At 62.5% G+C, this 25,602-nt stretch carries 17 protein-coding genes and 1 riboswitch; of the genes, 11 read left to right on the top strand and 6 right to left on the bottom strand.

Annotation, left to right across the window (positions count from 1 at the left end; all coding sequences use genetic code 11):
* Nucleotides 1-30 precede the first annotated feature (30 nt).
* Nucleotides 31-837: a tRNA (guanosine(46)-N7)-methyltransferase TrmB gene (trmB, locus tag AB8E48_RS07650; protein ID WP_368886309.1), complete on the bottom strand. Its 807-nt coding sequence runs from the start codon at nt 835-837 to the stop codon at nt 31-33.
* 223 nt (nt 838-1,060) lie between these two features.
* Nucleotides 1,061-1,459: a hypothetical protein gene (locus AB8E48_RS07655; RefSeq protein ID WP_368886310.1), complete on the bottom strand. Its 399-nt coding sequence runs from the start codon at nt 1,457-1,459 to the stop codon at nt 1,061-1,063.
* Between the two features lie 530 nt (nt 1,460-1,989).
* Here AB8E48_RS07655 and AB8E48_RS07660 point away from each other — a divergent pair.
* Together AB8E48_RS07660 and AB8E48_RS07665 are read left to right on the top strand one after the other, a co-directional pair.
* Nucleotides 1,990-3,456: an amino acid permease gene (locus tag AB8E48_RS07660; protein WP_368886318.1), complete on the top strand. Its 1,467-nt coding sequence runs from the start codon at nt 1,990-1,992 to the stop codon at nt 3,454-3,456.
* 415 nt (nt 3,457-3,871) lie between these two features.
* Complete coding sequence (locus AB8E48_RS07665; RefSeq protein WP_368886311.1) at nt 3,872-5,347, top strand: amino acid permease; 1,476 nt, start codon at nt 3,872-3,874, stop codon at nt 5,345-5,347.
* Nucleotides 5,348-5,502: 155 nt separating this feature from the next.
* On the opposite strand, the gene AB8E48_RS07670 is transcribed toward AB8E48_RS07665, so the two are convergent.
* Nucleotides 5,503-7,059, bottom strand: coding sequence for a dehydrogenase (locus AB8E48_RS07670; protein ID WP_368886312.1), 1,557 nt, complete (start codon nt 7,057-7,059; stop codon nt 5,503-5,505).
* Nucleotides 7,060-7,496: 437 nt separating this feature from the next.
* On the opposite strand from AB8E48_RS07670, the gene AB8E48_RS07675 reads away from it, so the two are divergent.
* Nucleotides 7,497-10,043, top strand: coding sequence for a helix-hairpin-helix domain-containing protein (locus AB8E48_RS07675; RefSeq protein WP_368886313.1), 2,547 nt, complete (start codon nt 7,497-7,499; stop codon nt 10,041-10,043).
* A gap of 175 nt (nt 10,044-10,218) precedes the next feature.
* On the opposite strand, the gene AB8E48_RS07680 is transcribed toward AB8E48_RS07675, so the two are convergent.
* Entirely contained in the window at nt 10,219-11,055 is an 837-nt protein-coding gene (locus tag AB8E48_RS07680; RefSeq protein WP_368886314.1) for an aldo/keto reductase, read from the bottom strand.
* 173 nt (nt 11,056-11,228) lie between these two features.
* Nucleotides 11,229-15,404, bottom strand: coding sequence for a DEAD/DEAH box helicase (locus tag AB8E48_RS07685; RefSeq protein WP_368886319.1), 4,176 nt, complete (start codon nt 15,402-15,404; stop codon nt 11,229-11,231).
* A gap of 185 nt (nt 15,405-15,589) precedes the next feature.
* Nucleotides 15,590-15,724: riboswitch (SAM riboswitch) on the top strand.
* Between the two features lie 35 nt (nt 15,725-15,759).
* On the opposite strand from AB8E48_RS07685, the gene AB8E48_RS07690 reads away from it, so the two are divergent.
* The 3 genes from AB8E48_RS07690 to AB8E48_RS07700 all read left to right on the top strand — a co-directional run bounded on the left by AB8E48_RS07690 (nt 15,760) and on the right by AB8E48_RS07700 (nt 18,973).
* A complete protein-coding gene (locus AB8E48_RS07690) occupies nt 15,760-15,987 on the top strand; it encodes a hypothetical protein (protein ID WP_005506796.1) in 228 nt (75 codons plus the stop codon).
* A gap of 10 nt (nt 15,988-15,997) precedes the next feature.
* Nucleotides 15,998-16,432, top strand: coding sequence for a plasmid stabilization protein (locus AB8E48_RS07695; RefSeq protein WP_049355841.1), 435 nt, complete (start codon nt 15,998-16,000; stop codon nt 16,430-16,432).
* Nucleotides 16,433-16,561: 129 nt separating this feature from the next.
* Nucleotides 16,562-18,973 carry a cell division protein PerM gene (locus AB8E48_RS07700; RefSeq protein WP_368886315.1) on the top strand — a complete coding sequence of 804 codons (2,412 nt, stop codon included), beginning with the start codon at nt 16,562-16,564 and terminating at the stop codon, nt 18,971-18,973.
* A gap of 12 nt (nt 18,974-18,985) precedes the next feature.
* Here AB8E48_RS07700 and AB8E48_RS07705 read toward each other — a convergent pair whose 3' ends face one another.
* Nucleotides 18,986-19,549: a 4-hydroxyphenylpyruvate dioxygenase gene (locus AB8E48_RS07705; RefSeq protein ID WP_368886316.1), complete on the bottom strand. Its 564-nt coding sequence runs from the start codon at nt 19,547-19,549 to the stop codon at nt 18,986-18,988.
* A 201-nt stretch (nt 19,550-19,750) separates the two neighbouring features.
* Between AB8E48_RS07705 and purN the strand changes: the two genes are divergently transcribed.
* From purN to AB8E48_RS07730, 5 genes are all read left to right on the top strand, one after another.
* Nucleotides 19,751-20,317: a phosphoribosylglycinamide formyltransferase gene (purN, locus tag AB8E48_RS07710; RefSeq protein ID WP_368886320.1), complete on the top strand. Its 567-nt coding sequence runs from the start codon at nt 19,751-19,753 to the stop codon at nt 20,315-20,317.
* A 212-nt stretch (nt 20,318-20,529) separates the two neighbouring features.
* Entirely contained in the window at nt 20,530-22,140 is a 1,611-nt protein-coding gene (gene purH / locus AB8E48_RS07715; RefSeq protein WP_049354976.1) for a bifunctional phosphoribosylaminoimidazolecarboxamide formyltransferase/IMP cyclohydrolase, read from the top strand.
* Nucleotides 22,141-22,395: 255 nt separating this feature from the next.
* The gene (locus AB8E48_RS07720) at nt 22,396-22,977 is read left to right on the top strand and encodes a TetR/AcrR family transcriptional regulator (protein WP_005506809.1); all 582 of its coding nucleotides are present in this window, start codon (nt 22,396-22,398) and stop codon (nt 22,975-22,977) included.
* Between the two features lie 245 nt (nt 22,978-23,222).
* On the top strand, nt 23,223-24,497 hold the full coding sequence (glyA, locus tag AB8E48_RS07725) for a serine hydroxymethyltransferase (RefSeq protein ID WP_368886317.1): 1,275 nt from the start codon (nt 23,223-23,225) through the stop codon (nt 24,495-24,497).
* 206 nt (nt 24,498-24,703) lie between these two features.
* The gene (locus AB8E48_RS07730) at nt 24,704-25,582 is read left to right on the top strand and encodes a bifunctional methylenetetrahydrofolate dehydrogenase/methenyltetrahydrofolate cyclohydrolase (protein WP_070832940.1); all 879 of its coding nucleotides are present in this window, start codon (nt 24,704-24,706) and stop codon (nt 25,580-25,582) included.
* Nucleotides 25,583-25,602 lie beyond the last annotated feature (20 nt).

Here is a 25,602-nt window from a genome sequence, read left to right on the forward strand (position 1 = left end):
CGTATAAGCTGCGTACTAACGCTGCCCCGCTTACTTGCGGCGGTAGGTCAGGTCGTGCGCGCGGCGGCCCGCCTCCTGAGCCTTACGCTCAAAGCTGGTGAGGGTGCGACCCTCCCAACGCGGAGCCCAACCACCCTGCGGGTCCTCCTCGGTCGCACCGGCGCCGGGGTTCACGTTCTCAAAGTCGGGGTGCGCCTCCAGAACATCGCGCATGACCAGGGCGTACTCCTCCCAGTCGGTTGCCAGACGCCAAATGCCGCCGGGCTTGAGCACGCGCGCAACCTTATCAGCGAACGCCGGGGACACCAGGCGGCGCTTGTGGTGGCGGGACTTGTGCCAGGGGTCCGGGAAGAACACCCACAGCTCATCCACGGAGTTCTCCTCGAGCATGTTGTCGAGCAGCTCGGGCGCGTTCGCCTGAGCCACACGCACGTTCTCCACGCCCGCGTTGCCCATCTTCAGCAGCAGGTCCGCGATGCCGGGGGTGTACACCTCAACGGCGAGGAAGTTCGCCTCGGGCACCTCAGCTGCGCGGTGCACAATCGCCTCGCCCAGACCGGAACCGATCTCGACGACCTGGTACGCCTCACGGCCGTAAATCTTGACCGGGTCGAAGGTCGCATCGGGTGCGACGGAGGTGTCGGTGCGCAGGCGTGGAATGTCCAGCACGTGGGTGGGGGAGTAGGTATCCCACGCCTTCTGGCGGCGCGCGGTGAGGCGGTCGCCGCGGCGGACGAAGGAGTAGGGCTGGCGGAAGAATTCCTCGGGAACCGGCTTCTTGGCCTTTTCTTCGGTGGATTCGGGTGCCTGGCTAGGCTGCGTGTTCTCAGTAGACATACCTAAAAGAATAGCGCAGGGCCGCGGCACCGTGCGGTTTCGCGGTGTGCGGCGGGATGATGCTTGGCTGGTCGGGCGTGGGGTAGGGGTGTGCGCTAGTCTGCGAAGCGTAGAAAACCAGTGGGCGTAGAAATCAGCGCGCACACAAAAGTGCGGCGGGAACGAATACTGTTCCCGCCGCACTTTCGTGAGGTTGCTTGAGGAGTGAGCTAAGAGGAGGGGCTTACTTCTTGGAGCCCAGCAGTGCCAGGCCCGCGCCGAGCATCACGATGTTGTTGGCGAGCTGCTGGCCGTCCTGGGTGGGGCGGAAGTACTCGTCGTGCATGTCCGGGTTGCGGAAGTACATGGTCATCAGGTTTGCCGCGAATGCGGTCAGGCCTGCACCCGCCAGGCGTGCGGGGATGAAGGGGGTCAGCAGGGTTGCGCCGAGTGCGGTTTCTGCGCCGGAGATGAGCTTGCCGAAGGTTGCTGCATCCAGCTTGGCGACGGCGGGAACGCCGGTTGCTGCCATCTGCTGCAGGAAGGCGTAGGTGCCTTCGTCTGCCTTGAGCTTCTTGACGCCTGCGTCGAGGATGAGTGCGCCGGCGGTGATGCGGAGTGCTGTGTTGGAGAACTTGCCCATTGTTGTGTCCTTCTGTTCTGTGGTTGGTCGGTTAGGTTTTCGTTTGAACGGTTTCTACTCTAGACCCAGTTTCATGCTTTGTAAAGTTTTACGCGTAAAGTTTCTTAATTTTTTTGAAAACCCCGAAGGGCACCCGCGGGGGAGGGGCGCGCCGGAAGGTGCGCAAGCCTCCTCGGATACGGTGGAGAGCCCCCTGTTGCTCCTGTCAGAGAGCTCCCCTCGCACCTGCTGGTTTCGCTTGCCGTCTCAAATTCCTCACGATGTTGTATTCCTTGCGCTTGTGTGGGTATGAGGGGGTAAAATTTGAAGTTATGCATTCTCTGTATATTTCTCATCGGTGATACAAGCCCCGGCAACACCGCACAATCGGAGCCCACAAGCCCCGAACCCCGCGTACGCCGCGGAAACAGGAATTTCACCTCCCCGTACGCCGTTAAGAAATATGCGTGAATACCAACCACCCGGAGAAGCCCCCGAGCAACAACAGGGCAAACCGACGCAGAAAAGAGGAATACGTGACACAGCAGCCAATGCCGCACAACTCCGTCACCGGCCTAGACTCCGAAGCTGAGCACTCCAAGCTCCAGCGCGGACTGAGCTACCGACACATCCAGCTGATTGCTATTGGCGGCGCCATCGGTACCGGCCTGTTCCTCGGCTCGGCAAAGACCATTGCGCTGACCGGCCCCTCCATCGTCTTTGTCTACGCCATTATTGGTAGCGTCATCTACTTCGTGCTGCGCGCCATGGGTGAGATTCTGCTCTCCAACCCCAAGTACAAGTCCTTCACCGACTTCATTACCGACATCCTCGGTCTGCGCGCCGGCTTCTTCGTCGGCTGGTCGTACTGGTTCTTCTGGGTCGTTACAGGTATTGCGGACGTCATCGCGATCACCGGCTACGTGCAATACTGGCTGCCCGGCATGCCCAAATTCATCCCGGCACTCGTCGTTATCGTGGCGCTGCTGTTGCTGAACCTGCCCTCGGTGAAGAACTTCGGTGAAATCGAGTTCTGGTTCGCCGTTATCAAGATTGTCGCGATTGTCGCCCTCATTATTGTTGGCGCGCTCATGGTCGCCTTCAGCTTCACTAGCCCCGACGGCACCACCGCCTCCGTAAGCCACCTGTGGGACCACCCCGGCCCCTCCGGTAGCGGTATCTTCACCCAGGGCGTGACCGGATTCCTTGGCTCCTTCCAGATCGCGCTCTTCGCTTTCGTGGGTGCCGAGCTCGTCGGTACCGCCGTGGCAGAGACCAAGCACCCCGAGCGCACCCTGCCCAAGGCGATTAACGCTGTGCCTTTCCGTATTGCGCTCTTCTACGCTGTGCCGCTGATGACCATCCTCGCCGTGACCCCCTGGGACAAGCTGGATAAGTCCATGAGCCCCTTCGTGGGTATGTTCTCCCTGGCAGGTATTGCTGTTGCGGCATCGCTGGTGAACTTCGTGGTGCTGACCTCCGCGGCATCCTCGGCGAACTCCGGTATCTTCTCGACCTCCCGTATGGTGTACGGCCTGGCGCACGACGGCGCCGCACCCTCCGCCCTGGGTAAGCTCACCAAGAACGGCGTGCCCGCCAACGCCCTGTACCTGACCACCGTGCTGCTGCTGTTCAGCCTGGTCATGCTGTACGCCGGTAGCGGCATTATGGAGGCGTTCACCGTGGTGACCTCCGTGGCGTCGATGATGGGTATCTTCACCTGGAGCATGATCCTGATTGCCTACCTGGTGTACCGCAAGAAGTTCCCCGAACGCCACGAGGCATCCGCGTACAAGATGCCCTGGGGCATCGGCATGAGCTGGTTTGGCCTGGTCTTCTTTGCCGTCATGGTCTACGCCCTGAGCCTGTACCCGGACACCGCCATTGGCCTGGCGCTGACCCCCGTCTGGTTCGTTGCCCTGGCGATTGGTTACGAGATTCTGACTCGCCGCCACGCCGCTAAGCGTGCCCGCGTGCTGGCTGCTGAGAACACTGCTGAAGAGGCTGCTCAGAAGTAGTCTTCAGCTCTCCTCCGGCTGGTTTGTATGAGCCCCGCCCCGCATTCTTGATGGATGCGCAGGGCGGGGCTTTCTGCGTCTATTAGCCCCCGTCAGGCGACAGATAGTGACCTGTTTAATAGATTCGCGACACACCAAGAGCTGAAAAACATTTCATTCACCGTTCAAAGCGTGTAGAATATCTATCCAAACAGATGTGTAAGCTCCCAAAGGTACCCGCATCGGGCGATGTTCGAACTCGCCCCGGATGCGGTGCAAACCATGGTCGAGCCCATCTTCCGCCCCGAAATCCGGGGCTGCCCCGCATCAATAGTGGTTGCATATCTATACGCGACGCCTGCCGGATGTCACCGAAAACTCTCATCCGCCAAGCACTATATGCGCTACGGGGCCTAACTGCAGAAAAGAGGACGTCGTGACTGAACAGAACAACGTCAGCCTGAATCCTAAAGCTCCCGAACAGGGAGAACGACTGCACCGCGGTCTGAGCAACCGACATATTCAGCTCATTGCAATTGGCGGTGCCATCGGTACCGGCCTGTTCATGGGATCCGGACGCGCTATCTCCGTCGCCGGCCCCTCCGTCATTTTCGTGTACATGCTCATCGGCGCCGTCATCTTCCTGGTGCTGCGCGCTATGGGCGAGATTCTGCTCTCCAACCTGAAGTACAAGTCCTTCTCGGACTTCACCACCGACCTGGTCGGCCCCATGGCGGGCTTCTTCCTCGGCTGGTCCTACTGGTTCATGTGGGTGGTGACCGCCGTTGCGGACATCATCGCAATCGTCGGCTACCTGCGCATGTGGTGGCCCGACCTGCAAGCCTGGATTCCGGCGCTCGCCGTCATCAGCGTGCTCCTGGTACTGAACCTGGTCTCGGTGAAGAACTTCGGCGAAATCGAATTCTGGTTCTCCATGATTAAGATTGTCGCGATTGTCGCCCTGATTGTGGTCGGTGGCGCACTCGTGGCTATCGGCTTTACCTCGCCCAGCGGCGCGCAGGCATCCGTCGCGAACCTCTGGAACGACGGTGGCATGTTCCCCAACCACTTCATCGGCTTCCTCGGCGCATTCCAGATCGCCGTCTTCGCGTTCATGGGCTCCGAGCTGGTCGGTACCACCGCCGCCGAAACCCAGGACCCCGAAAAGACCCTGCCCAAGGCAATTAACGCCGTGCCCGTGCGCATCATGGTCTTCTACGTGGGTGCGCTCGCCATCATCCTGATGGTTACCCCCTGGCGCCTCGTCAGCCCCGACAACAGCCCCTTCGTCGCCATGTTCACCCTGGCCGGCCTGGGCATCGCCGCGCACATCATCAACTTCGTGGTGATTACCAGCGCAACCTCCTCGGCGAACTCCGGTATCTTCTCGACCTCGCGCATGGCATTCGGCCTGGCACGCGAGCGCAGCGCACCGCAGTTCCTGGGCAAGCTCTCGGGCAACGGCGTGCCGCGTAATGCGCTGTTCCTCTCCGCCGTGATGCTGCTGTCCTCGCTGGTTCTGCTGTACGCGGGCGATTCGATTTCGAGCGCGTTCAACCTGGTCACCACCGTGGCTGCGGTGCTCGTGATTTTTGCGTGGGCCATGATCATGGTCAGCTACCTGATGTACCGCAAGAAGTTCCCCTCGCGCCACGAGAAGTCGCACTTCCGCCTGCCTGGCGGTCGCGTTGCCGCGTGGCTGACCCTGGCGTTCTTCGCCTTCACCATCGGCGTGCTGGCCATGTATGAGGAGACCCTGCGCGGCCTGCTCGCAATGCCCGTCTGGTTCGCGATTCTGGGTATCGGCTGGTTCTTCAAGCGCCGCGCGGATGCACGCCGTCACGAGGCGATCTCGACCCGCACCGCGCAGATTGCGATTGTGGAGGCGTCCGAAATCTTCTCGGCACGCTAAACAGTTATGCTAAGCCACGCTGGTTACCGTGCTGGCCGCCGGCACTAGTTACCAGCGCATGCGTAAAGCCCGCGCCCCTACTCTTTCGGGAGTAGGGGCGCGGGCTTTCGCTATCTCTAAAGATGTACCCGAGAGGCTCGCGGGAGCGCGGGCGCTTAGACGGACGCTACCTCAGCTTCTTCCGCCAGCGGATCCTCGTCATCATCGGTGCGGTAGAAATCCCAACGCTCACAACCGCAACCGGAACGCATCGCCTCAATAACGGCGGCAGCCGCCTCCATCGGGTCGAGTGCGTGCAGGTTCCACAGCGCGTGCACCGGCACGGGGTGCCTCCAGCCGTGCTCCTGCAGAAACTCCGGGTCGAAGGCGGGCAGCGCCTCGACGGTGGGTTCGAACTCGCAGAGGAAGCCGGTGGGGGAGCGGAAAATCGTCACCATGGGGGTCGGGTCGGCATCCTCGAGGGAGGCGCCATCGAAGAAGTAGTAGGTGCTCAGGCGGCGGTTCCAGGCAAGCTGCGCGAGGCGTTCGCCGAAGGCCTCCACCGTCTGCTCCCACTGGGTGCGGTGGTACGCCGCCAGGTCGGTGTGGGCGGTCTGCACCACGCCGATGCCCTGCTCGTTGAACTCGCGGGCGCTCAGGCGTGCGGGCTCTACGGGTTCTGCAGACTCTAGTGACTCTGAGGGAGCGTCCGCAGGGGACTCTTCCGGGGTATCTAGCTCAGCGCCGGTGAGTTCAGCGTCGAGGAGCTCAAGATCCTCAGCGGCGTTCAGCTCAGCCTCTGCCGCCGCGTTTGCCTCGTTCCTCGTCCACAGGCGCAGCTCGCGGGCAATCTGCGCGCGACCGCGATGCAGCGTCGCCTGCCAGGAGCCGAACTTAGCGCGCACCGCGCCCAGGGGCGGCACCTCACCAATCAGGGTCTGAATGGTCGACCAGTATCCGTACACCAGCGCCGTGGGATCGCGGTCGTAGCGGGCGCAATAGCTCAAAAAGAGGCTCAGGGTCTTCGACGCGAAATCCTCGGGTACCTCGGCGGCGTCAATGTACCACTCGTTCTCGAGCGCCTCCGCCGGGTAGATGCCGGTGCGGAGCATGCCGAGGGTCCAGTCGCCGTCACCGAGGGTGTCTTTTGCGGCCTGCACGGGCGCGGGCCAGGCGGATTCACCCTCCATGCTGGCGGCGAGCAGGGTGTACAGGCTACCGCCCTCAGTGCCAATCTCAGCAACGCCGCGCTGCCGGATGTCTTCAACGGTCTGCGCGTACGCCTCTTCCTCTAGCTGGGAGTAGGGGTGCGCGGCAAGGTACTTGAGCGTTGCGCCAATCTTCGCCAGGATGGTGGCGATATCTTCGCTACCAAAGTGACGCGCCTCCAGGGCAGGCGGCAGGTCGTGGATAATATCGCAATCAAGAACCAACGCCGCGTACTCGGGTTCCGGGGGCAAATCGTAGGCTTCCGCGAAAACGTACCAGAGTCCGCAAGCGAGCATCGGGTAGCTCGGAGCGTCTGCGGCGACCGGGCCAAACTGCCAGATGCCGGAGTTCAGCGCGTAGTTCAGGTGCTTCTTATTGATGTGCGGGTACAGAAAGCTGAGGCGGCGCAGAACCTGGGTAGGGGTGAACCCCAGCGCGGCGAGTTCTGCAATGAGCTCCGCGTACTCGTCGTGAAAATCTAAGTAGCCCTCCGGGGCGTTTGAAAGCGCGGCATGTTCGCGCATTTGGGTCCCTCTTTCATGCGTAGGAGGTGGCGGCACCTCGTCGTACCGTGCCGCCGAACCCTGAATGTGTGCACGCAGATAAGGGTGTTTGAGTGATGTGAAGCCACGTCCTTATCTGCACGTTTGAGAGATATTTTTTCAAAAAAATATGCTCTTTTATCTAAATTTATCGCTGGAACTTAGCACTATTCAAATATGTGGACCCTAAACACGGTTTCTTGCGGAAAGATGACATTGTTTAGCGCCCCCACAGGGCAAAATATGCACAAAAAGTCATATTCTGCACCGAAAAGTGGCATGGGGATGATGCCCACTCTACCGAAAATATTGCCCAGCATAGCGACTAAAACGATGTGTCAAATAAGCCTCGCGCTGAGTCACCCAGCCCAGTTGCCGCTTCGCCCCAGAAGCGTGCCGAAATATGCGAAACTGGAAGGATGAGCGAACACCCCCTCCCGAGCAGCATCCGCCCACGCGCGGATCGAGCTACAGACCCCGCGCCCGGCAGCGCCGCAGGCAATGAACCTGGCCGCGCCGCAGGCCGCGAAAAACATGAAACCGGCGGCAAAACTGAGCAGCCCGCCGAGCACCTCATCAACGCGCTCGCCGTAGAAACCGGCATCGCCCCGCACCGCATCCGTGCCGCCGTGGTGCTGCTCGACGCCGACAACTCCGTACCCTTTATCGCCCGCTACCGCAAAGAAGCGACGGGCGCGCTCACCGACACCCAGCTGCGCACCATCCAGTCGCGCCTGGGCCAGCTCCGCGCCCTCGAAGAGCGCCGTAACCGCGTGCTCGAGGCGCTCACCGAACGCGCCGACGAAGGTCTCATCGACCCGCTCACCCTGCTGCAGCTGCGTTCCTCGCTCATGAACGCCGCCACCATCGCGGACGTGAACGCCATCTACGCCCCCTACCGCAGTGAACGCGTGACCCGCGCCCAGATGGCGCGTGCCGCCGGGCTTGACTCGCTCGTCGAAGACCTGCTGGAGGTGCCCCTCGCCGACGCGCACGCCATTGCCGCCGCGTACATTACCGACGGCACCGAAGAGGACGAGGAAGAGGACGTTGAAGCTGCGGAGGCGGACGAGACCCTGCAGATCCACAGCGCTGAAGAAGCCCTCGACGGCGCCCGCACAATCCTGATTGACCGCGCCCTCACCGACCCGGTGCTGAGCGAAAAGCTCCTCAAGCGCCTGCGTGAGGGCGGCGTGATTGAGTCCCGCGTGATTGCCGGTCACGAGAGCGACGGGGCGAAGTTCTCCGACTATTTCGCCTTCTCCGACCGTATTCGCTCAATCCCGCCGCACCGCGTTCTGGCGCTGCATCGCGCCAAGGACGCCGGCGTGGTACGCCTCAAAGTGGATGTGGCACCCGCCCCCGTGGCGCTCAGCCGCCTGCGCGGTGCCGCCCGTGCCGAGGCAGAGGCCGCCGCCGAAAATTACGAGAACGTCCGTTCTGCATACGAGCGTGAAGTTGCCGCCGCGCTGCGCATCCCCGTGCAGGTGCTCAACACCGTCGATGACGAAGACCGCGTGCTCGGCTGGCTCGCCGCCACCGTGCGCACCGCATGGCGCAGCCACTTGCGCCCGCGCCTTGCCGAACGCATCCGCCATCAGCTGCTCGACGCCGCCGCACAGCACGCGACCGAGGTGTTCGCCTCCAATCTGCGCGATATTCTGCTCGCCGCGCCCGCCGGGCATAAGACCACCCTCGGTTTGGATCCGGGCCTGCGCCACGGCGTGAAGTACGCCGTCGTTGATGGCACCGGTGAGCCGCTGTGCGTAGGTACCGTCTACCCGCACGCCCCGCGCAACCAGTGGGCAGAGGCATTGCGCGAGCTTTCCGCCGCCTGCCGCGAGCACGGTGTGGAACTCATCGCCATCGGCAACGGCACCGCAAGCCGCGAAACCGACAAGCTCGCCAGCGAACTCATTCGCTCCCTACGCGAGGAAGGCGTAGAAGCACCCCAGAAGGTGACTGTCTCTGAGGCGGGCGCCTCCGTCTACTCCGCCTCCGCCCTTGCCGCCGCGGAACTGCCCGACTATGACGTGACCGTGCGCGGCGCCGTCTCCATCGCGCGCCGCCTGCAGGACCCGCTCGCCGAGCTCGTCAAAATCGACCCGCAGTCCATCGGTGTGGGCCAGTACCAGCACGACGTGCCGCCCGCCGCCTTGCGCCGCGCCCTCAACGACACCGTCGAAGACTGCGTGAACGCCGTGGGCGTGAACCTCAATAGCGCCTCCGTGCAGCTGCTCGCGCACGTGGCGGGTGTGGGCACTGCGACCGCCGAACGCATCGTCGCCTACCGCACCGAGCACGGTCCCTTCGAGAACCGCCAGCAGCTGCTGAACGTGCCGCGACTGGGCGCGAAGACCTTCCGCCAGGCGGCAGGATTCATTCGCATTCGTGGCGGGGAGGAGCCGCTGGATGCCTCCGCGGTGCACCCGGAAGCCTACCCGCTCGCGCGCCGCATTATTGCCGACGCGCAGGCACGCAACGGCGCCCACTGGGTTGCCGGTGCCCTGGGCACTTCGGACGGCAGCGACCCGCTCGCTGGGCTGAACCCCGCCGACTACGTGCAGGATAGCGACACTCAGGTCGACGCTCAGGTGAGCGCGGACGAAGCCGCCGCCGGCGTGTACACGGTCGAGGATATCTTCGCCGAGCTGCGCCGCCCCGGCCTGGACCCGCGCGGCAGCTTCCGCACTGCCCGCTTCTCCGAGTCCATCTCGCACTTCGAGGATGTGCGCCCCGGCATGGTGCTCGAGGGTACCGTCTCGAACGTGGCGGCATTCGGCGCGTTCGTGGATATTGGCGTGCACCAGGACGGCCTCGTACACATCTCGCAGATGAGCCGCGGCTACGTGGCAAACCCGCACGACATTGTGCGTAGCGGCGACATCGTGCGGGTGCGCGTGGTGGAGGTCGACCCGGCGCGCCGCCGCATCTCCCTCTCGCTGCTGGTAGACGAGGAAAACTAGCGGAGGAGCGCTTGCGCTCGCCGGGATAGCTTGATGGTTCGCCAGCCAATCCAAGAACGAGCATTCTCTAAAATCTCAGCTCCCCACAAGAGCAGACAAAAGCCCCGACAAGCACTAACTGTGCCTGTCGGGGCTTTATATAGGTGCGATTCGAGCTCTACGCCCGAGCTACACCTTAGAAGTCGATGTTCGCCGGGTCAGCGCCAATACGACCCTCGGGGGTGGAGAGCGCATCCACAGCCGCGATGTCTTCGGCGGTCAGCTTCACGTTTACCGATGCCAGGTTCTCCTCAATGCGGGAGGGGGTCACGGACTTCGGGATAGCCACGGTACCCTTGGCAAGGTGCCATGCCAGCACGACCTGCGCGGGGGTTGCGCCGTGACGCTCCGCAATTTCAGCCAGCACGGGGTTCTGCAGCAGGTCGCTGCCGTTACCCAGCGGGCTCCACGCCTGGGTCGCGATGCCGTACTCGGCGTGAACGGCGCGCAGCGCCTCCTGCGAGAAATAGGGGTGCAGCTCAATCTGATGGATGACCGGAACTACACCGGTCTCCTCGATAATCTCGCGCAGCTGCTCCTCGGGGAAGTTCGACACACCAATGGAGCGGACCTTGCCCTGCTTCTGCAGCTCAATCAGCGCGCGCCAGGAATCCAGGTACAGGCCCTGCTGCGGCTTAGCCCAGTGAATCAGGTACAGGTCAACGTAGTCGGTGCCCAGCTTCTCCAGGGAAGCCTCGAACGCATCGAAAGCGCTCTCGTAGCCCTGGTCGGAGTTCCACAGCTTGGTGGTGAGGAAGATGTCCTCGCGAGCCACGTCAGAGTTAGCGATAGCGCGGCCCACGCCCGCCTCGTTGCCGTAGATAGCGGCGGTGTCGATGTGGCGGTAGCCGGTCTCCAGGGCGGTGCCCACGACCTTCTCGGCGACCTCGTCCTCAACCTGCCACACGCCGTAGCCCAGCTGCGGGATGGTTCGGCCGTCGTTGAACTTTACGTTGGGTACGTTGTAGCTCATGATGCTCCTTAGAGTGGGGGAGGCGGCGCCTCCCGAATCGTTGCTTTGGATAGTTCTACAAGGCTACGCCTCAGACGCCCCGTTGAGAAGGGTGGGGTCAGAATCGGATGCGAATCTAGCCTGAGGCGTAACGAGTTGACGAAAAATGACGGCTACCGCTCTATGCCTGCAGGCTAACGCTCAACAGCCGGCGCGAACAGCTCGCGCACATCCTCAGCCGTCACCGCAGCGGAGGCGAACTCGCCCTCACCGACCACCGCATCGAAGAGCGCGGCCTTCGACTCCTTGAGCTGCATGACCTTCTCCTCGATGGTGCCCTCGGCGACCAGGCGGTAGACGTGCACCTCCTTGTCCTGGCCGATGCGGTGAATACGGTCCACCGCCTGCTGCTCGGCGGCGGGGTTCCACCACGGATCCATGATGAACACGTGGTCCGCCTCGGTCAGGTTCAGACCGAAACCGCCAGCCTTGAGCGAAATCAGGAACACCGGCTCCTGACCGCTCGTGAACGCCTCGATGACCTCGGCGCGGTTGCGGGTCGAACCGTCCAGGTACAGGTGGCCGATGCCCTCCTCGCTCAGGTGTGCCGAAATGCTCTTGAGGTAGCCGGTGAACTGGCTGAACACCAGCACGCGGTGGCCCCTCTCGAGCAGGTCGGGCAGCTGCCGAACCAGGTAGTCGCGCTTGACCGACGAAACTCCGGCGTAGGCTTCCGGGTCAATCAGCGCGGCATCCAGCGCCAGACGGCGTAGCAGGGTCAGCGACTGGAAGATCGTGAAACGGTTCTTATCCATGTCTTCCAGCAGACCCAGCACCTTCTGACGTTCACGCTGCAGGTGCGTGTCATAGATACGGCGGTGGCCCGGAGCCAGCGGCAGGTTCACACGCGTATCGTTCTTCGCCGGAAGCTCCGCCGCCACCAGCTCCTTGGTGCGGCGCAGCATGAGCGGGCGGATGCGCCGGCGCAGACGAGCCGCCGTTGCCGCGGCGTGCGCCGGATCCTCCCCAGACTCCGCCGGGCGAGCGTACAGGTCGCGGAACGCGCGGGCGGAGGGGAACAGACCGTCCGCCACAATCGCCAACAGTGCCCACAGCTCCATGAGGTTGTTCTCAATGGGCGTGCCGGTCATCGCAATCTTGGTGCGGGCGGGCATCGCGCGGGCGATGGACCAGGCGCGGGTGCCGGTATTTTTGACGAATTGCGCCTCGTCCAGCAGGAGCGCGCCCCAGCCTTCGGGGGCACCCTGCTCGCCCGTGAGCTTATTGATGCCGCCGCCCAGCGTGCGGGCGTAGCCGGTGTAGGCGTCCTCGTCCATGCGCAGCAGCGTGTAGCTGGTCAGCACCAGGTGCGCCCCGGCGATGCGCTCGGCAAGCGGGATCTTACCGGCGGTGGTTTCGGTGATGGTTACGACCTTCGCCTCGGGCAGGAAGCGTTCCGCCTCCGCCGCCCAATTGGTAATCACGGAGGTCGGTGCAACCACGAGGAAGGGCGCGAACGGCTCAATGCTCTCACCGCGCTCGGCAGCACGCTCGGAGGCGGCGCGGTGCTCCTCGATGGCGTGGGCGAGCAGGGCGAGAGCCTGCACGGTCTTACCCAGGCCCATATCGTCGGCGAGAATGCCGCCCAGACGGTGCTCGTACAGGAAGGACAACCACTGGAAACCCTCCACCTGGTAGGGGCGTAGGGTCGCCTGCAGACCGGTGGGCACAGGGCAGCTCGGAATAATCTGGCGGGGGTTCTTCTGGCGGGAGGTCTTCTTGCCGGAAGTTTTCTGGAGCGCGGGGGAATCCTGAGAGCCCTTGTCAGGCACCTTTTCGGTGCTTTCTCCGGTATCTTCCAAGCCCTCAACCAGCTCCAACAGCGAACGAACCTGCGCATCCCAACGCGCGGTCGTATGCACGCTCGCCGCCAGCGACTCCAGCTCAGAGAACAGCCCCGCCTGGTGCCGGTTAATACGCAGCTCACCGCCCGCGTCGTCGAGTTCTCGAGCCTCCGCAATGAGAGTGCGCAGAGTCTTGAACTCGGGTCGACGCAACGAGAAATAGGTGCCGTTACCGAGCAGAATACGGTCCGCCCCGCGATCCAGCGCCTCAAAAATCTGGGCGAAAGGCACGGTCCAGTTATTGACCTTCACCGCAATGCCCAGACCGAACCAGTCGCGCGAATTACCCTCGCTCACAGTGATTTCAATGAGCGCGTCGGTCGCCTCCACGAACTCCGGCGGGGTGCCGTTAAAACGCACCTGAACAGCGGAAACACGGCGAAGCTTCGGCAGAATCGCGCTCAGCAGCTCGCGGGTCTCCCAACCCTCGATGCGGCGCTCCTCCAGCCCGGAAAGCGCCGGGTGGGCAGCAAGAATGGCGCGCACCGAACGCAGTACGCGCGCCTCAAAACGCTCGTCGCGAATCTCGCCACCCTCTTCACCGGGGTAGCCGAAAACGGGCAGGGACTGCACATCGGATGCGCTCGCAGAATCTGACGCGCTCGCCTCCTCAGCGCTGTCCTCCGCGAAGGGGTTCAGCGGGTACTCCCAGTGCCAGCTCAGCTGCGCATCGTGGCGAACCTCCTCGTCAAAGCTGATGTCGAGCACCAGATGCGGCGGCTTAATGCGCGGCAGCGCCAGCGCCGGGTCGGGGGTCAGCGAAGGAATGGAGCGGCTGAGCGCGGGCAGGTACTCCTTCTGGAAGGTGGCGCGCTCGGCGGCGGGAATACGCACGATTCCGGCACTAATCAGCGATTCGGAAGCGGCATCGAGCGGCTCGACCAGGGGTATGAGCGCCAACTCCACACCCTCGGGCAGTTCGGGCACGGCGGGGGAGTAGCGTACGCGTTCACCCTGCGCCGGGTTATTTTGCACCGGGACAATCGTCGGCGAGCTATTCTCGACCTCCTCAGCCGGCGCTTTCTGCACGTCCTTCTGTACGAAAGATTCGCGACCGACCTCGTCCAGCGCGCCGGGGCGCGCGGTCTTCCAGTGCACCGCCTTTGCCGCCTGCTCGTACTCCTGCTGAACCAGCCCGCCCAGGGCGAAGAAGCCGGTGCGCGGGGTGCCGATGGGGTGGCAGTGCGCGGCGGGCAGCCAGAGCTGGCGCAGCAGTTCGCCTTCGCGTCCTTCCCAGCTGAGCGCGGCTTGAAGCTGCAGGCCGGCGCCTTCACCGGGCGCATCCTCACTGGCGGCGGCGTGTAGGCGCACCTGCGCGGGGCTCAGCACGGCGTAGTTCACCTCGCGACCGTTGACGAGCAGGGGCAAGCCAATATCCTCCGCGCGAGCGAGCACATCCCAGAGCAGAGTGGAGCCAGAAGCACTAATCGAAATCCAGTCGCGGTGCGAGGAATACATGTTCTGCCACGGGCGGGCAATCGAGTAGAGCTCAGCGAAGAATCGTTCGTGTTCGGGGTAGATTTCGTGCCGTCCGACGGGCCCGCCCACGCTGGAGGCGAAGGTTTCCCAGCTGAGTCCGCCCTTGATCCAGCGACCGGTTTTGGACGCCATGAGCGGGCGGGCGAGCAGGTTAATGCTGGGGGTTGCGCCGGGCATATTGCGGCCGCGCGCGTAGGAGCCGGAGACGCTCAGGGAGAAATCCAGGGCACCGCTCACGCGCATCGAATCGATGCCCGCAAGGTCCTGACGTGCGGAAAGGACGGAGGAGAGGTCGCGTCGCCAGGCAGAAATTTTGGAGGTTCCGCCGTCCAGCACGTTGGGGGAAGAGCCCAGCTCATTGAGTGCAAAGCTTCCCTGCGCCTCGTTGCGCGTACCGTGTGCCGCGGTGCCCGGCTCTGCGTTCTGGTCTGTGATGTTGTTTTCTGCATCGGGCGCGGGCAGTTTTGCCGCGGTGGTGAGTGCACCGGAGGCGCGCAGCGCCGCGAGCGGGTCGGCGGCTTTCTTTGCCTCTGCAACATCCGCGCTCTTCGCTGTTACGTCCTTCGCGCTGGTTGCGGGCACGCCGACGGGTCCGGGGTGTTCGCTGAGTGCCTTTTTCGCTACGGAGGCGCGGTCGAGCGCGGTGAGCATGAGCGCTACGGCGTGCTTGCAGTCGGTGAGCACGGGGCAGGTGCAGCGGGCGGTGAAGGTAGCGGAGCCGCTGACGGCGGGGAAGAAGCGAATGGTCACTTCGTAGGGGATGATGGTGCTTCCGTTGACGAGCCCGGTGAGGGTGTGTTCGTCTTCGTTGTAGCTGTAGCGGATGACTTCGCGGTTGCGCTGGTAGGCGAGGCCGCGCTGGTAGGTGCGGTGGCCGACCTGTCGGATAATCTGCGGCAGGGTTACCGGAATTTCGGGAAAAGGATTGTTGGCGCTCACCAGCTCATTATCGCGTATCGTGCGGATTTGCGCCTTGTCGCCGGTCATTGCCGGGTGGGCGTGCGGGATGTGTTTTTGATGCATAAAAACAGCGGTATTCACATAAGATATTCCGCACCGTATCAAAAATTCCCGCCATTAAAAACGCTTCCACAAGCAAAAACGCCAATAATCTAAATCTCTTTCAAAAAACGCTTTACTTAACTTGAGAAAATGCTGTAAGCTGAACCCAGCTTCAAGAGTTTCGACTGATAAGCTCCGACTATGGTCGAACGCCAACCCCATGTTCACGGGTGGCTCGGATGACGAAGCGGTTTGTATTCACCACCGGAATACCCGGTGGTAACCGGTACAGACAAGAGCAACGCGAAAGGATCGCGCCACTCACGGCGCAGGTTGTCATATGTACAACGGCTCTGCAACTGAAGCAGCAATCTCTCTGAACCCCTCCCGCTCCTACCAGGAAAGCCTGCGTGCCGCAGCTGTCCCCGCGCGAGGTGGATACACCGCAGTCAGCATTGATGACTACTCCCGCATTTCTTCTAAGCGCGACGAGTTCCTGAACTTCCTTCTTCTGCCCAACCCCGAGGGCATCCCCGCTATTGAATACGCCGGTCTGCGCGTAGCGTAGCATTAGGGGTATGAATTTCTCCGGTATGCTCCTGGACTCCGACGTTCTTGCGGAGATCCGTAAGGCGGATCCAGACCCCGCCGTGGTCGCTTTTCTGCGCCGCCGCTCGTTCCGACACATGTACATTTCTGTGCTGAGCATTGGCGAGCTGAAGGGCCTGTACCCCTACCCGGAAACTGATCGCTGGATTACCGAACTTCTTGAGCGCTTTGGCGACCACGTTATTAATGTGGATGCGCGTGTGAGCCTCGAGTGGGCGGGCCGTCAGGCGCCGCTCGGCGTGCATGCCGTGGGCCGTGATGATGCCGGTCCGCTGCCTACCGCCGCCCTGGAGGGTCTGATGGCGGCGAGCGCGAGCGCCTATGATTTGGAGCTGATTTCTTCTAAGGCGCAGGTGTACCGCGCCTGGGGTGTTGAAGCTTCCAACCCGTGGACTGAGCAGTAAAACTTCGCCTGATACGCGCCCTCGCGTGCGTCCCTATATGAATACCTGTGCGAATAGTTGTGAGAACCCGCTTTCGAGTGTTAATCGGAGGCGGGTTTCGTCGTTAATTCGTGGCATGATTGAAGGACGATGAAAAGCACCTCACCTATCTCGCGTTATTCCATGCCCATGCCTCTGTGGCTTCAGGGTGTTGTTGAGCTAATTGTTACTGCCCTGTTCTCTGCTGTTGCCGTGTTTGCGGCGATGTCTGCCGTGTGGGCGACCAAGGGTTTTGGCGACATGGAGTTCTCCTCCGTGGCCGCCATGTCGGCGCACCTGTGGCTTCTGATTCATGGTGTTCCGCTGGATCTTGCGGCTGCTTTTGGTGCTTCTGCCGGCACGATGACGCTGGTGCCGCTGGGTTTGAGTATTCTGCCGCTGCTGCTCTGTTACCGTTCGGGTCGTCGCCTGGCGCGCGCCTCGTATGAGGGTGAGTTTTTGATTCCGGTGCTGTCCGGCTCGGTGACCTATGCGCTGATTAGTTCGGCGATGTACGGTTGGGCGAGCCCGCATCCGCAGCCTCTTCAGGCGCTGAATGCTGCCCTGGTGCCGTTGGGTATTGTGGTGGCTGGTCTGATGTGGGGTGGCTACCGTGAGGCGCGTTCGCTTTCGCGCATGGTGGGTGTTGATACTGCGGAGCAGATTTCGCAGATGAGTCAGTATTCGCGGTGGGCGGGTTCGTACGCCTGGGCTGTGGTGCGTGCCGCGGTGGTTGCTTTTGTGGCGCTGGTTGGTCTGGGTGCTGTGCTTTTGGGTATCGGTATTTTGGCGGGCTGGTCGCAGATTGTTGCCACCTATCAGGAGCTGCACGCGGGCGCTGTGGGTGATACTGCGGTGACCCTGTTGCAGCTGGGTTTCTTGCCGAACCTGGTGATTTATGCGATTGCCTGGTCGACCGGTGCCGGTTTCTCCTTTGGCGCGGGTACTTCGGTTGGTTTGACCAGTAGCGATGCCGGTACTTTGCCGATGCTTCCGATTCTGGGTGCTGTGCCCGAGTCGATGGGCACGTTTGGTCTGGTGGGTCTGCTGGTGCCGCTTGGTGCCGGTGCGATTGCTGGCTGGTGGTTCTTGCGTGAGGGCGAGGATCACCTGGATGAGTGGGTTGCCCCGAAGGTTCCGTTCCGCCCGTTGTCTGCACTGATTTCTGCTGTGGCGCTGGGTGTGGTGACCGGTATTCTGACCTCGTTTGGTGCCCTGTGGCTGGGCTGGATTTCGTACGGCTCCCTGGGTATTGGTCGTTTTACGGAGGTTGGTGCTGAGCCGCTGACCTTTGCGGTGCATACCGCGTTGACGGTGGGTGCCGGCGTGACTTTCGGTATGTTGCTGAGCCGCGCCCTGGTGCCGGACAGCAGCCGTGAGTTGCCTCGTTTTGCGGATGAGCGCCCGAACCTGGGTGAGCGTCTGATGAGTTTTACTGCCTCGACCCGTGAGCGTTTTGCGGAGTACCGTGAGCAGCGTGCGCAGGCGCGTGCGGAGCGTATGGAGCGTGAGGCTGAGGAAGCCGCCGCACGTGAAGCGGCTGAGCGTGAAGCAACAGAGCGCGAGGCGGCTGAACGTGAAGCTGAGGAGGCGGCACGCGCACAGACTTCCGAGAACGTTGCTGAGCCTGAGCAGTCTGTTGTATCTGAGGTGGCGACCGGTCACGTGCCGGTCCACCCGCAGGAGCCGGTGGTTGCCGTCCCCGTGGAGGCGACCGAGCAGCTGGCGCAGCGCGCGGCGGCGGACGCTTTCGCCGAGATTGTTGCAGAACACGAAGAGGTAGCTGAAGAGCCCGCCTCTGAAGAGCTTATTGCTGAAGAAAACTCCGCTGAGGAGTACGAGCCGATTGAGGCCGTTCAGCAGGTCGATTACCTGCACTCTGCTCACGCTGACTCTGCACAGGTGGAGGACTACGAGAGCATCGAAGCATCCGCCGAGCCCGCATCCTATGACCCCGCCCTGTACGCGCATGACCCCTCCGAGGAGGAGACTCGCGAGCTGATTCAGGAGCCCGTCTACGAGGCAACTGAGCCTGCAGAATCTCAGCACGAATCTGCCGCTGACGAGTCTGCAGAGCAGGCGCCGCGTTCGAAGGGGCGTGCGAGCCGCATTATGGCGTACTTCGGCTTTGGTATTGAACAGCCCGCCGCGGCGCAGGGTTCCGAGTCCGCAGAGGGTACCCACGCTGAATCCGCTGTGCAGGATTCCGCTCAGGACCGCGCCAACGACCGTGCCAATGACCGCGCATATGAGCGTGCGCAGAAGCGTGAGGCGAAGAAGGCGGCTAAGGCGGCACGCAAGAAGCAGAAGAACGGCCTAGAGCGCGATTTTGTGGACCGCGAGCTGGATGTCCTCTCTGCCGATCAGGCGATGAGCCGCATCTTTGAGGTTCGTAGCCAGACCGGCATCCTGCCGCTGGTGACCGATGAGGCGTCTACCGTGGAGCTGCCCCCGCTGGATGTCAGCTCCTCGAAGTCTCAGGGCTCTAATGCGCAGGGTTCTAATGCCCGCAAGAAGAACTAGCGCGCAGAACCCCTAACGAGCTGCAGAAGAACTAGAGCTGGTTGCGCCGGTGAGCTTGTCCATCGTGCCCTGGAACTTCTGGTCGCAGGTGTACATGTCGGTCTGGGTCAGCGCGGCGGCGCGGCACTCGCGGTACTCCTGCGCGCCGGGCATGAAGGCAAGGCCGATACCGCCGAGCAGGGTCATTGCGCCGTAGATGATGCTGACGCCCGCGGCAATGTAGAAGAACCAGGGGCCGCGGTAGATTGCGGTACGCACGATCGCAATAACGCTCAGGGTGATGCCGACCAGCGCGAAGAGGAAGAGCGCCAAGAAGAGCGGCATCGTGGAGAGCACGAAGGAAGACGCCGCAAAAATCACCAGCGCGGCAACAATCAGCATGAGCGAGGTGCGGATGTTCGCCTTCTGCTGCTCGATGGGGTCGATGGGCTTACGCGGCTTCTTGCCCTGGGGTCCTCGATACTGCGGCATCATGTTTTGAGGTGCCTGCTGAGGCGCTCGCGGCGGAACCTGCTGGTTCTGCGGTGCCTGGTTCTGCGGGGCATTGTTCGGAGTGTTCTGCGGGGGAGTAGACATACCTATAAGGGTACCGTCCCGTGTGCCCGTGACCTATTGAGTTCGCGACCTATTGAGTTTGCGCCCAGCAAACCCCGGTGAGGATTCGTTCCGCCGGGGTTTCTTCGTGTTCGCCTTCGGGATTTGGGTGTGCTGTGAGCCTCTTATCCCTTTGGATAAGGGTGTGAGAAGGGTTATACTAGTCGGGTGCGAATTGTGGTTATGGTATCCGGCTCCGGAACGAATCTTCAGTCCATCCTCGACGCCGTAGCGGCGGGCGAGCTTCCCCTCGAAATTGCGGCAGTGGGCGCCGACAAGCCCTGTCTGGGCATTGAACGTGCCCAGGCGGCGGGTGTACCCACCTTCCTGGTTCAGCCCGGCGACTACGCCGACCGCCCCTCCTGGAACCGCGCGCTGGAAGAAAAGATCGCTTCCTACAACCCCGATCACATTGTGTTCGCCGGCTTCATGCGCATTGTTGACGCGCAGCTGGTTGAGCGTTTCAGCAACCGCATTATTAACACCCACCCCGCCCTGCTGCCCTCCTTCCCCGGCGCGCACGGCGTGCGTGACGCACTGGCGCACGGTGTGAAGATTACCGGCCTGACCGTCCACTTTGTGGATGCGGGCGTTGACACCGGCCCCATTCTCGCCCAGGCGGCAGTGCCCGTCCTGGATGATGACACCGAAGAAACCCTGCACGAACGCATTAAGGTGCAGGAGCGCCGCCTGCTCGTGCAGACCATCGCGTCTCTCGCTGCATCTCACGGCGCTGCATCTGACAGCTAATTCCGCCCACTAAATTTTTCGCGGCGGAATGAGCCGAGCTCAAACCCCGCCGCCCATACACGTTCCGTTGTGGCACCCGAGTACCCCTGAAGGGAAGGTGCACAGCGGCGGGGAATACCCCCACACATGCCCTGTCTATCCTGGCAGGCTACGTCCATCCACCAGCTGTGCCGCCGAGAACCGGCGTGCACGTCTAAAGCATCGGAGTATTTGTGTCTCTCATTGAGCTCGATCGCGTGCCCCTGCGCCGCGCCCTCATTTCCGTCTACGACAAGACCGGTCTGGAGGAGTTCGCCCGCGGCCTGCACGAGGCTGGCGTCGCGCTGGTTTCCACCGGTTCGACCGCAGCAACCATCGCGGCAGCAGGCGTACCCGTCACCGAGGTCACCGAAGTTACCGGTTTCCCCGAGTGCCTCGAAGGCCGCGTGAAGACCCTGCACCCGCGCATCCATGCCGGTATTCTGGCTGACCGCCGCAAGCAGGAGCACATCGACACCCTCGGCGAGCTGGACGTCGAGCCTTTCGACCTGGTTGTCGTGAACCTGTACCCCTTCGTTGAGACCGTCGCATCCGGCGCAGGTCAGGACGCCATCATCGAGAAGATCGACATTGGCGGCCCCTCCATGGTTCGCGCAGCTGCAAAGAACCATGACGCCGTCGCAATCGTTGTGGACCCCGCAGACTACGCACGCACCGTTGAGGCCGCTAAGAACGGTGGTTTCTCCCTGGACGAGCGCCGCCGCCTTGCCGCTGGCGCATTCGCCCACACCGCCGCATACGATACCGCCGTGGCAACCTGGACCGCATCCCAGTTCCTGCAGGATGAGGACGCTAACTTCTGGCCCCCTTACGCTGGCCTGGGCTTCGAGCGCAGCGAGACCCTGCGCTACGGCGAGAACCCGCACCAGCGTGCTGCCCTGTACGTTGACCCCGCCGCTGCCCCCGGTATTGCTCAGGCGGAGCAGCTGCACGGTAAGGCGATGAGCTACAACAACTACGTTGATGCTGACGCCGCTCTGCGTGCCGCATACGACTTCGACGAGCCCGCTGTTGCCGTTATCAAGCACAACAACCCCTGCGGTATTGCTGTGGCAACCCCCGGCGCGGCTGACCCGATTGCGGACGCTCACGCGAAGGCGCACGCTTGCGACCCGCTGTCCGCATACGGTGGCGTGATTGCCGCTAACCGCCCTGTGACCGCAGAGATGGCACGCACCGTCAAGGGCATCTTCACCGAGGTTGTCGTGGCTCCCGGCTACGAGCCCGAGGCGCTGGAGATTCTGCGTGAGAAGAAGAACCTGCGCCTGCTGGTTCTGCCCGAGGGCTTTGCTCGCGAGGCTATCGAGTACCGCCCCATTTCCGGTGGTGCGCTCTTCCAGGAGGCTGACCGCCTGCAGGCTGAGGGCGACGACCCGAAGAACTGGACCCTGGTTGCCGGTGAGGCTGCTGACGAGGCTACCCTGCGCGACCTCGAGTTCGCGTGGCGTGCACTGCGTTCGCCCAAGTCCAACGCTATTCTGCTGGCCGATAACGGCGCCGCTGTGGGTATCGGCATGGGCCAGGTGAACCGCGTGGATTCCTGCAAGCTCTCGGTTGAGCGCGCAAACACCCTCGGTGGTGAAGGCAACGAGCGTGCCCGCGGTGCGGTTGCCGCATCCGACGCGTTCTTCCCCTTCGCTGACGGCCTGCAGGTTCTGCTGGACGCTGGCGTGCGTGCCGTTGTGCACCCGGGTGGTTCGATTCGTGATGAGGAAGTTATCGAGGCGGCTAAGGCTGCTGGCGTGACCATGTACCTGACCGGTACCCGCCACTTCTTCCACTAAAAACGTGTAGCGGGCTCAGCGCGTGCTGAGCTGCCTGCCGTGAGCGGGGCATTCCGGGGTAAACCCGGGGTGCCCCGCTTTTTGTGCGAGCCACCTGATGCATCCGCGCTGGGACATTCGCGTTGGGGCATCCGTATTGTGGGCAAGCAGATTTATAGAATTTTTGCTCTATTTTGCGCCGAATTTGCGCGTGAGGGCGCGTCAACGGTGACCCGGATGCGCACGGATTGGCTAAAAGTTCGCTAGGATTAGGTTGTGCCTAAAGTCAGCGAAGAATACAAAAAGAACAGGCGTTCTCAGATTGTAGAGACCGCCCGCGAATGCTTCATCAAGCACGGTTATCAGAAGGCTTCGATGAGCGACATTATTGCGGCCACCGGCCTGTCTGCTGGAGCGATTTATAACCACTTCTCTTCCAAGGATGAGATTATCCTGGCGGCAGCCCGCATGGACATGGCGCCCTTCGACCGCATCCGCGCCGAACAGCCCTGGGACTATGTGTTCGGGTGCCTGAAGGTGCTGGACACCCCCAAGATTCGCCGTCACCTGCTCGTCACCTGGGGCGAGGCTGTTGCTATGCCGCAGCTGGCGACCGTGGTTTCTGAGCAGCTGAGCTACCTGCGCGATCAGTCCCTGGAACGCTACCGTGCCTGGGGTGCCGCTGAGCTGGACTTCACCGAAGAGGAGCTCGAAGAGTGGTTGACCGTAATTGGTGCCGCGGTGCTGTCGGTGCTGACCGGTTACGTGGTGCAGACCCAGCTGGTGGCTGGCGGTAAGAAGGAGAGCGCTCGTGAGGCGTACCTGGAGTATGCTTCCGCTATTCTGCGTCAGGCGTAGGGTGCGCAGACCTGCTTAACCGCCGCGATAAGCCTGCCGGGGCGGTTTATAAGCTCTGCTTTGGCACCGTGAAAACTTCATCGTGATGCTTGGTAAAGCCCGTTTTCCTTCTCGAAGGAAAGCGGGCTTTACGGTATTATGAGGTGTAGCTCATATTTTTTCATTCAGGGTTTTCAGCCGCAGACAGCGCCGCAACCCCGATGATGAGCCACCGAAGATAACGCAAAAACACTCCCAGGAGCGTAATGTCCGAGCAGAAGATCCTCGAGATGCCCCTCGCCGACCTCGACCCCGAGGTTGCAGAAGCCATTGAGCTGGAGCGCAAGCGCCAGCAGAATACCCTCGAGATGATTGCATCCGAGAACTTCGTCCCCCGTGCCGTCCTCGAAAGCCAGGGCTCGGTACTGACCAACAAGTACGCTGAGGGTTACCCCGGCCGCCGCTACTACGGCGGCTGCGAATTCGTTGACATCGTTGAGTCCCTCGCTATCTCCCGTGTGAAGGAACTCTTCGGCGCAGAGCATGCGAACGTTCAGCCCCACTCCGGTGCGCAGGCGAATAACGCTGTCATGCACGCGCTGCTGAACCCCGGCGACACCATCATGGGTCTGTCCCTGGCACACGGTGGCCACCTGACCCACGGCATGAAGCTGAACGTCTCCGGCAAGCTGTACAACGTTGTGGCATACGGCGTGGATGAGAACGGCCGCGTTGACATGGAGCAGGTGCGTGAGCTGGCTCTGGCCGAGCGTCCCAAGCTGATTATCGCTGGCTGGTCCGCATACCCCCGTCAGCTGGACTTCGCCGCATTCCGCGCGATTGCCGACGAAATCGGCGCGTACCTGTGGGTGGATATGGCACACTTCGCGGGCCTGGTGGCTGCGGGTCTGCACCCGAACCCCGTCCCGCACGCACACGTGGTGTCCTCCACCGTGCACAAGACCCTGGGCGGCCCCCGCTCCGGCTTCATCCTCTGCACCGAGGAACTGAAGAAGAAGATTGACTCCGCTGTGTTCCCCGGCCAGCAGGGTGGCCCGCTCATGCACGTGATCGCTGCGAAGGCTACCGCATTCAAGGTTGCTGCATCTGAGGGATTCAAGGACCGTCAGAAGCGCACCATTGAGGGCGCACAGATTCTGGCGAACCGCCTGCTGCAGCAGGACGTGAAGGACGCTGGCGTTTCTATTGCATCCGGCGGTACCGACGTTCACCTGGTGCTCGTTGACCTGCGTCACCACGCCCTCAACGGCAAGGAAGCAGAGGACCTGCTGCACGACGCCGGCATCACCGTCAACCGTAACGCTGTGCCGAACGACCCGCGCCCGCCGATGGTGACCTCCGGTCTGCGTATCGGTACCTCCGCGCTGGCTACCCGCGGCTTCGACGCCGAGGGCTTCACCGAGGTGGCAGACATTATCGCTTCCGTACTGCTGCCGAACCCGGACATCGCGGCACTGCGCGCTCGCGTGGACGCGCTCTGCGCCAAGTACCCCCTCTACCAGGGCAGTGAGAACTGGTAGACCCATGAATAACCCCGTTCGCACATCCGCCTGTGTGGCTGATGCGCGGGCGGGGTTATTTCGCCCTCATGCTTTATGCCGCTCTACCCGCTACGTCCGTTGAAGGATGCGGCGGGGGAGTGGCACCTCCTAGGCACACACCCTAGAACTCAACACACAGACCATCCGTTTCGGCGAACCCGCCGCAATCTATGGAAGGAAAAACAATGCCCCAGATTCTAGACGGTAACGCAACCGCCGCAGCCATCAAGGAAGAGCTGAAGGAGCGCGTCGAGGCGCTCAAGGCTAAGGGTATTACCCCCGGCCTGGGTACCGTCCTGGTCGGTGACGACCCGGCATCCCGCTCGTACGTGGGTGCTAAGCACCGCGACTGCGCAGAGATCGGTATTAACTCCATCCGTGTGGACCTGCCCGGTGACATCACTCAGGAAGAGCTCGACGCAGAGATTGACAAGCTGAACAACGACCCGGCGTGCACCAGCTACATTGTGCAGCTGCCCCTGCCCAAGCACCTGGACACCAACCGCGTGCTCGAGCGCATCGCCCCCGAGAAGGACGCTGACGGCCTGCACCCGACCAACCTCGGCAAGCTCGTGCTGAATGTTTCTGAGCCGCTGGATTCCCCGCTTCCCTGCACCCCCAACGGTGTCATTGAGCTGGTCAAGCGCCACGGCATCGACTGGAACGGCAAGAACGTTGTGGTGCTCGGCCGCGGCATTACCGTGGGCCGCCCGCTGGGTCTGCTGCTGACCCGCCGCGAGGTGAACGCCACCGCAACCCTGGCTCACACCGGCACCGAGAACCTCGACGAGGTGCTGCGCGAGGCCGACGTCATCGTCGCCGCCGTGGGTGTTCCGCACGTGCTGAAGGCTCACCAGGTCAAGGACGGCGCAATCCTGCTGGATGTTGGTGTTTCCCGCGCTGAGGACCCGGAGACCGGCAAGAAGAAGCTCTTCGGCGACGTCTCCCCGGAGGCTGCTGAGAAGGCGTCCTGGGTTTCCCCGAACCCCGGTGGCGTGGGCCCGATGACCCGCGCGGAGCTGCTGGTGAACGTGGTTGAGACCGCGGAGCGTCAGGCGGCATAAGGCTCGCAGCATTTCAGAGC

It is taken from the genome of Rothia mucilaginosa (assembly GCF_964211445.1).
In the GTDB taxonomy this organism is placed as follows: Bacteria; Actinomycetota; Actinomycetes; order Actinomycetales; family Micrococcaceae; genus Rothia; species Rothia mucilaginosa_E.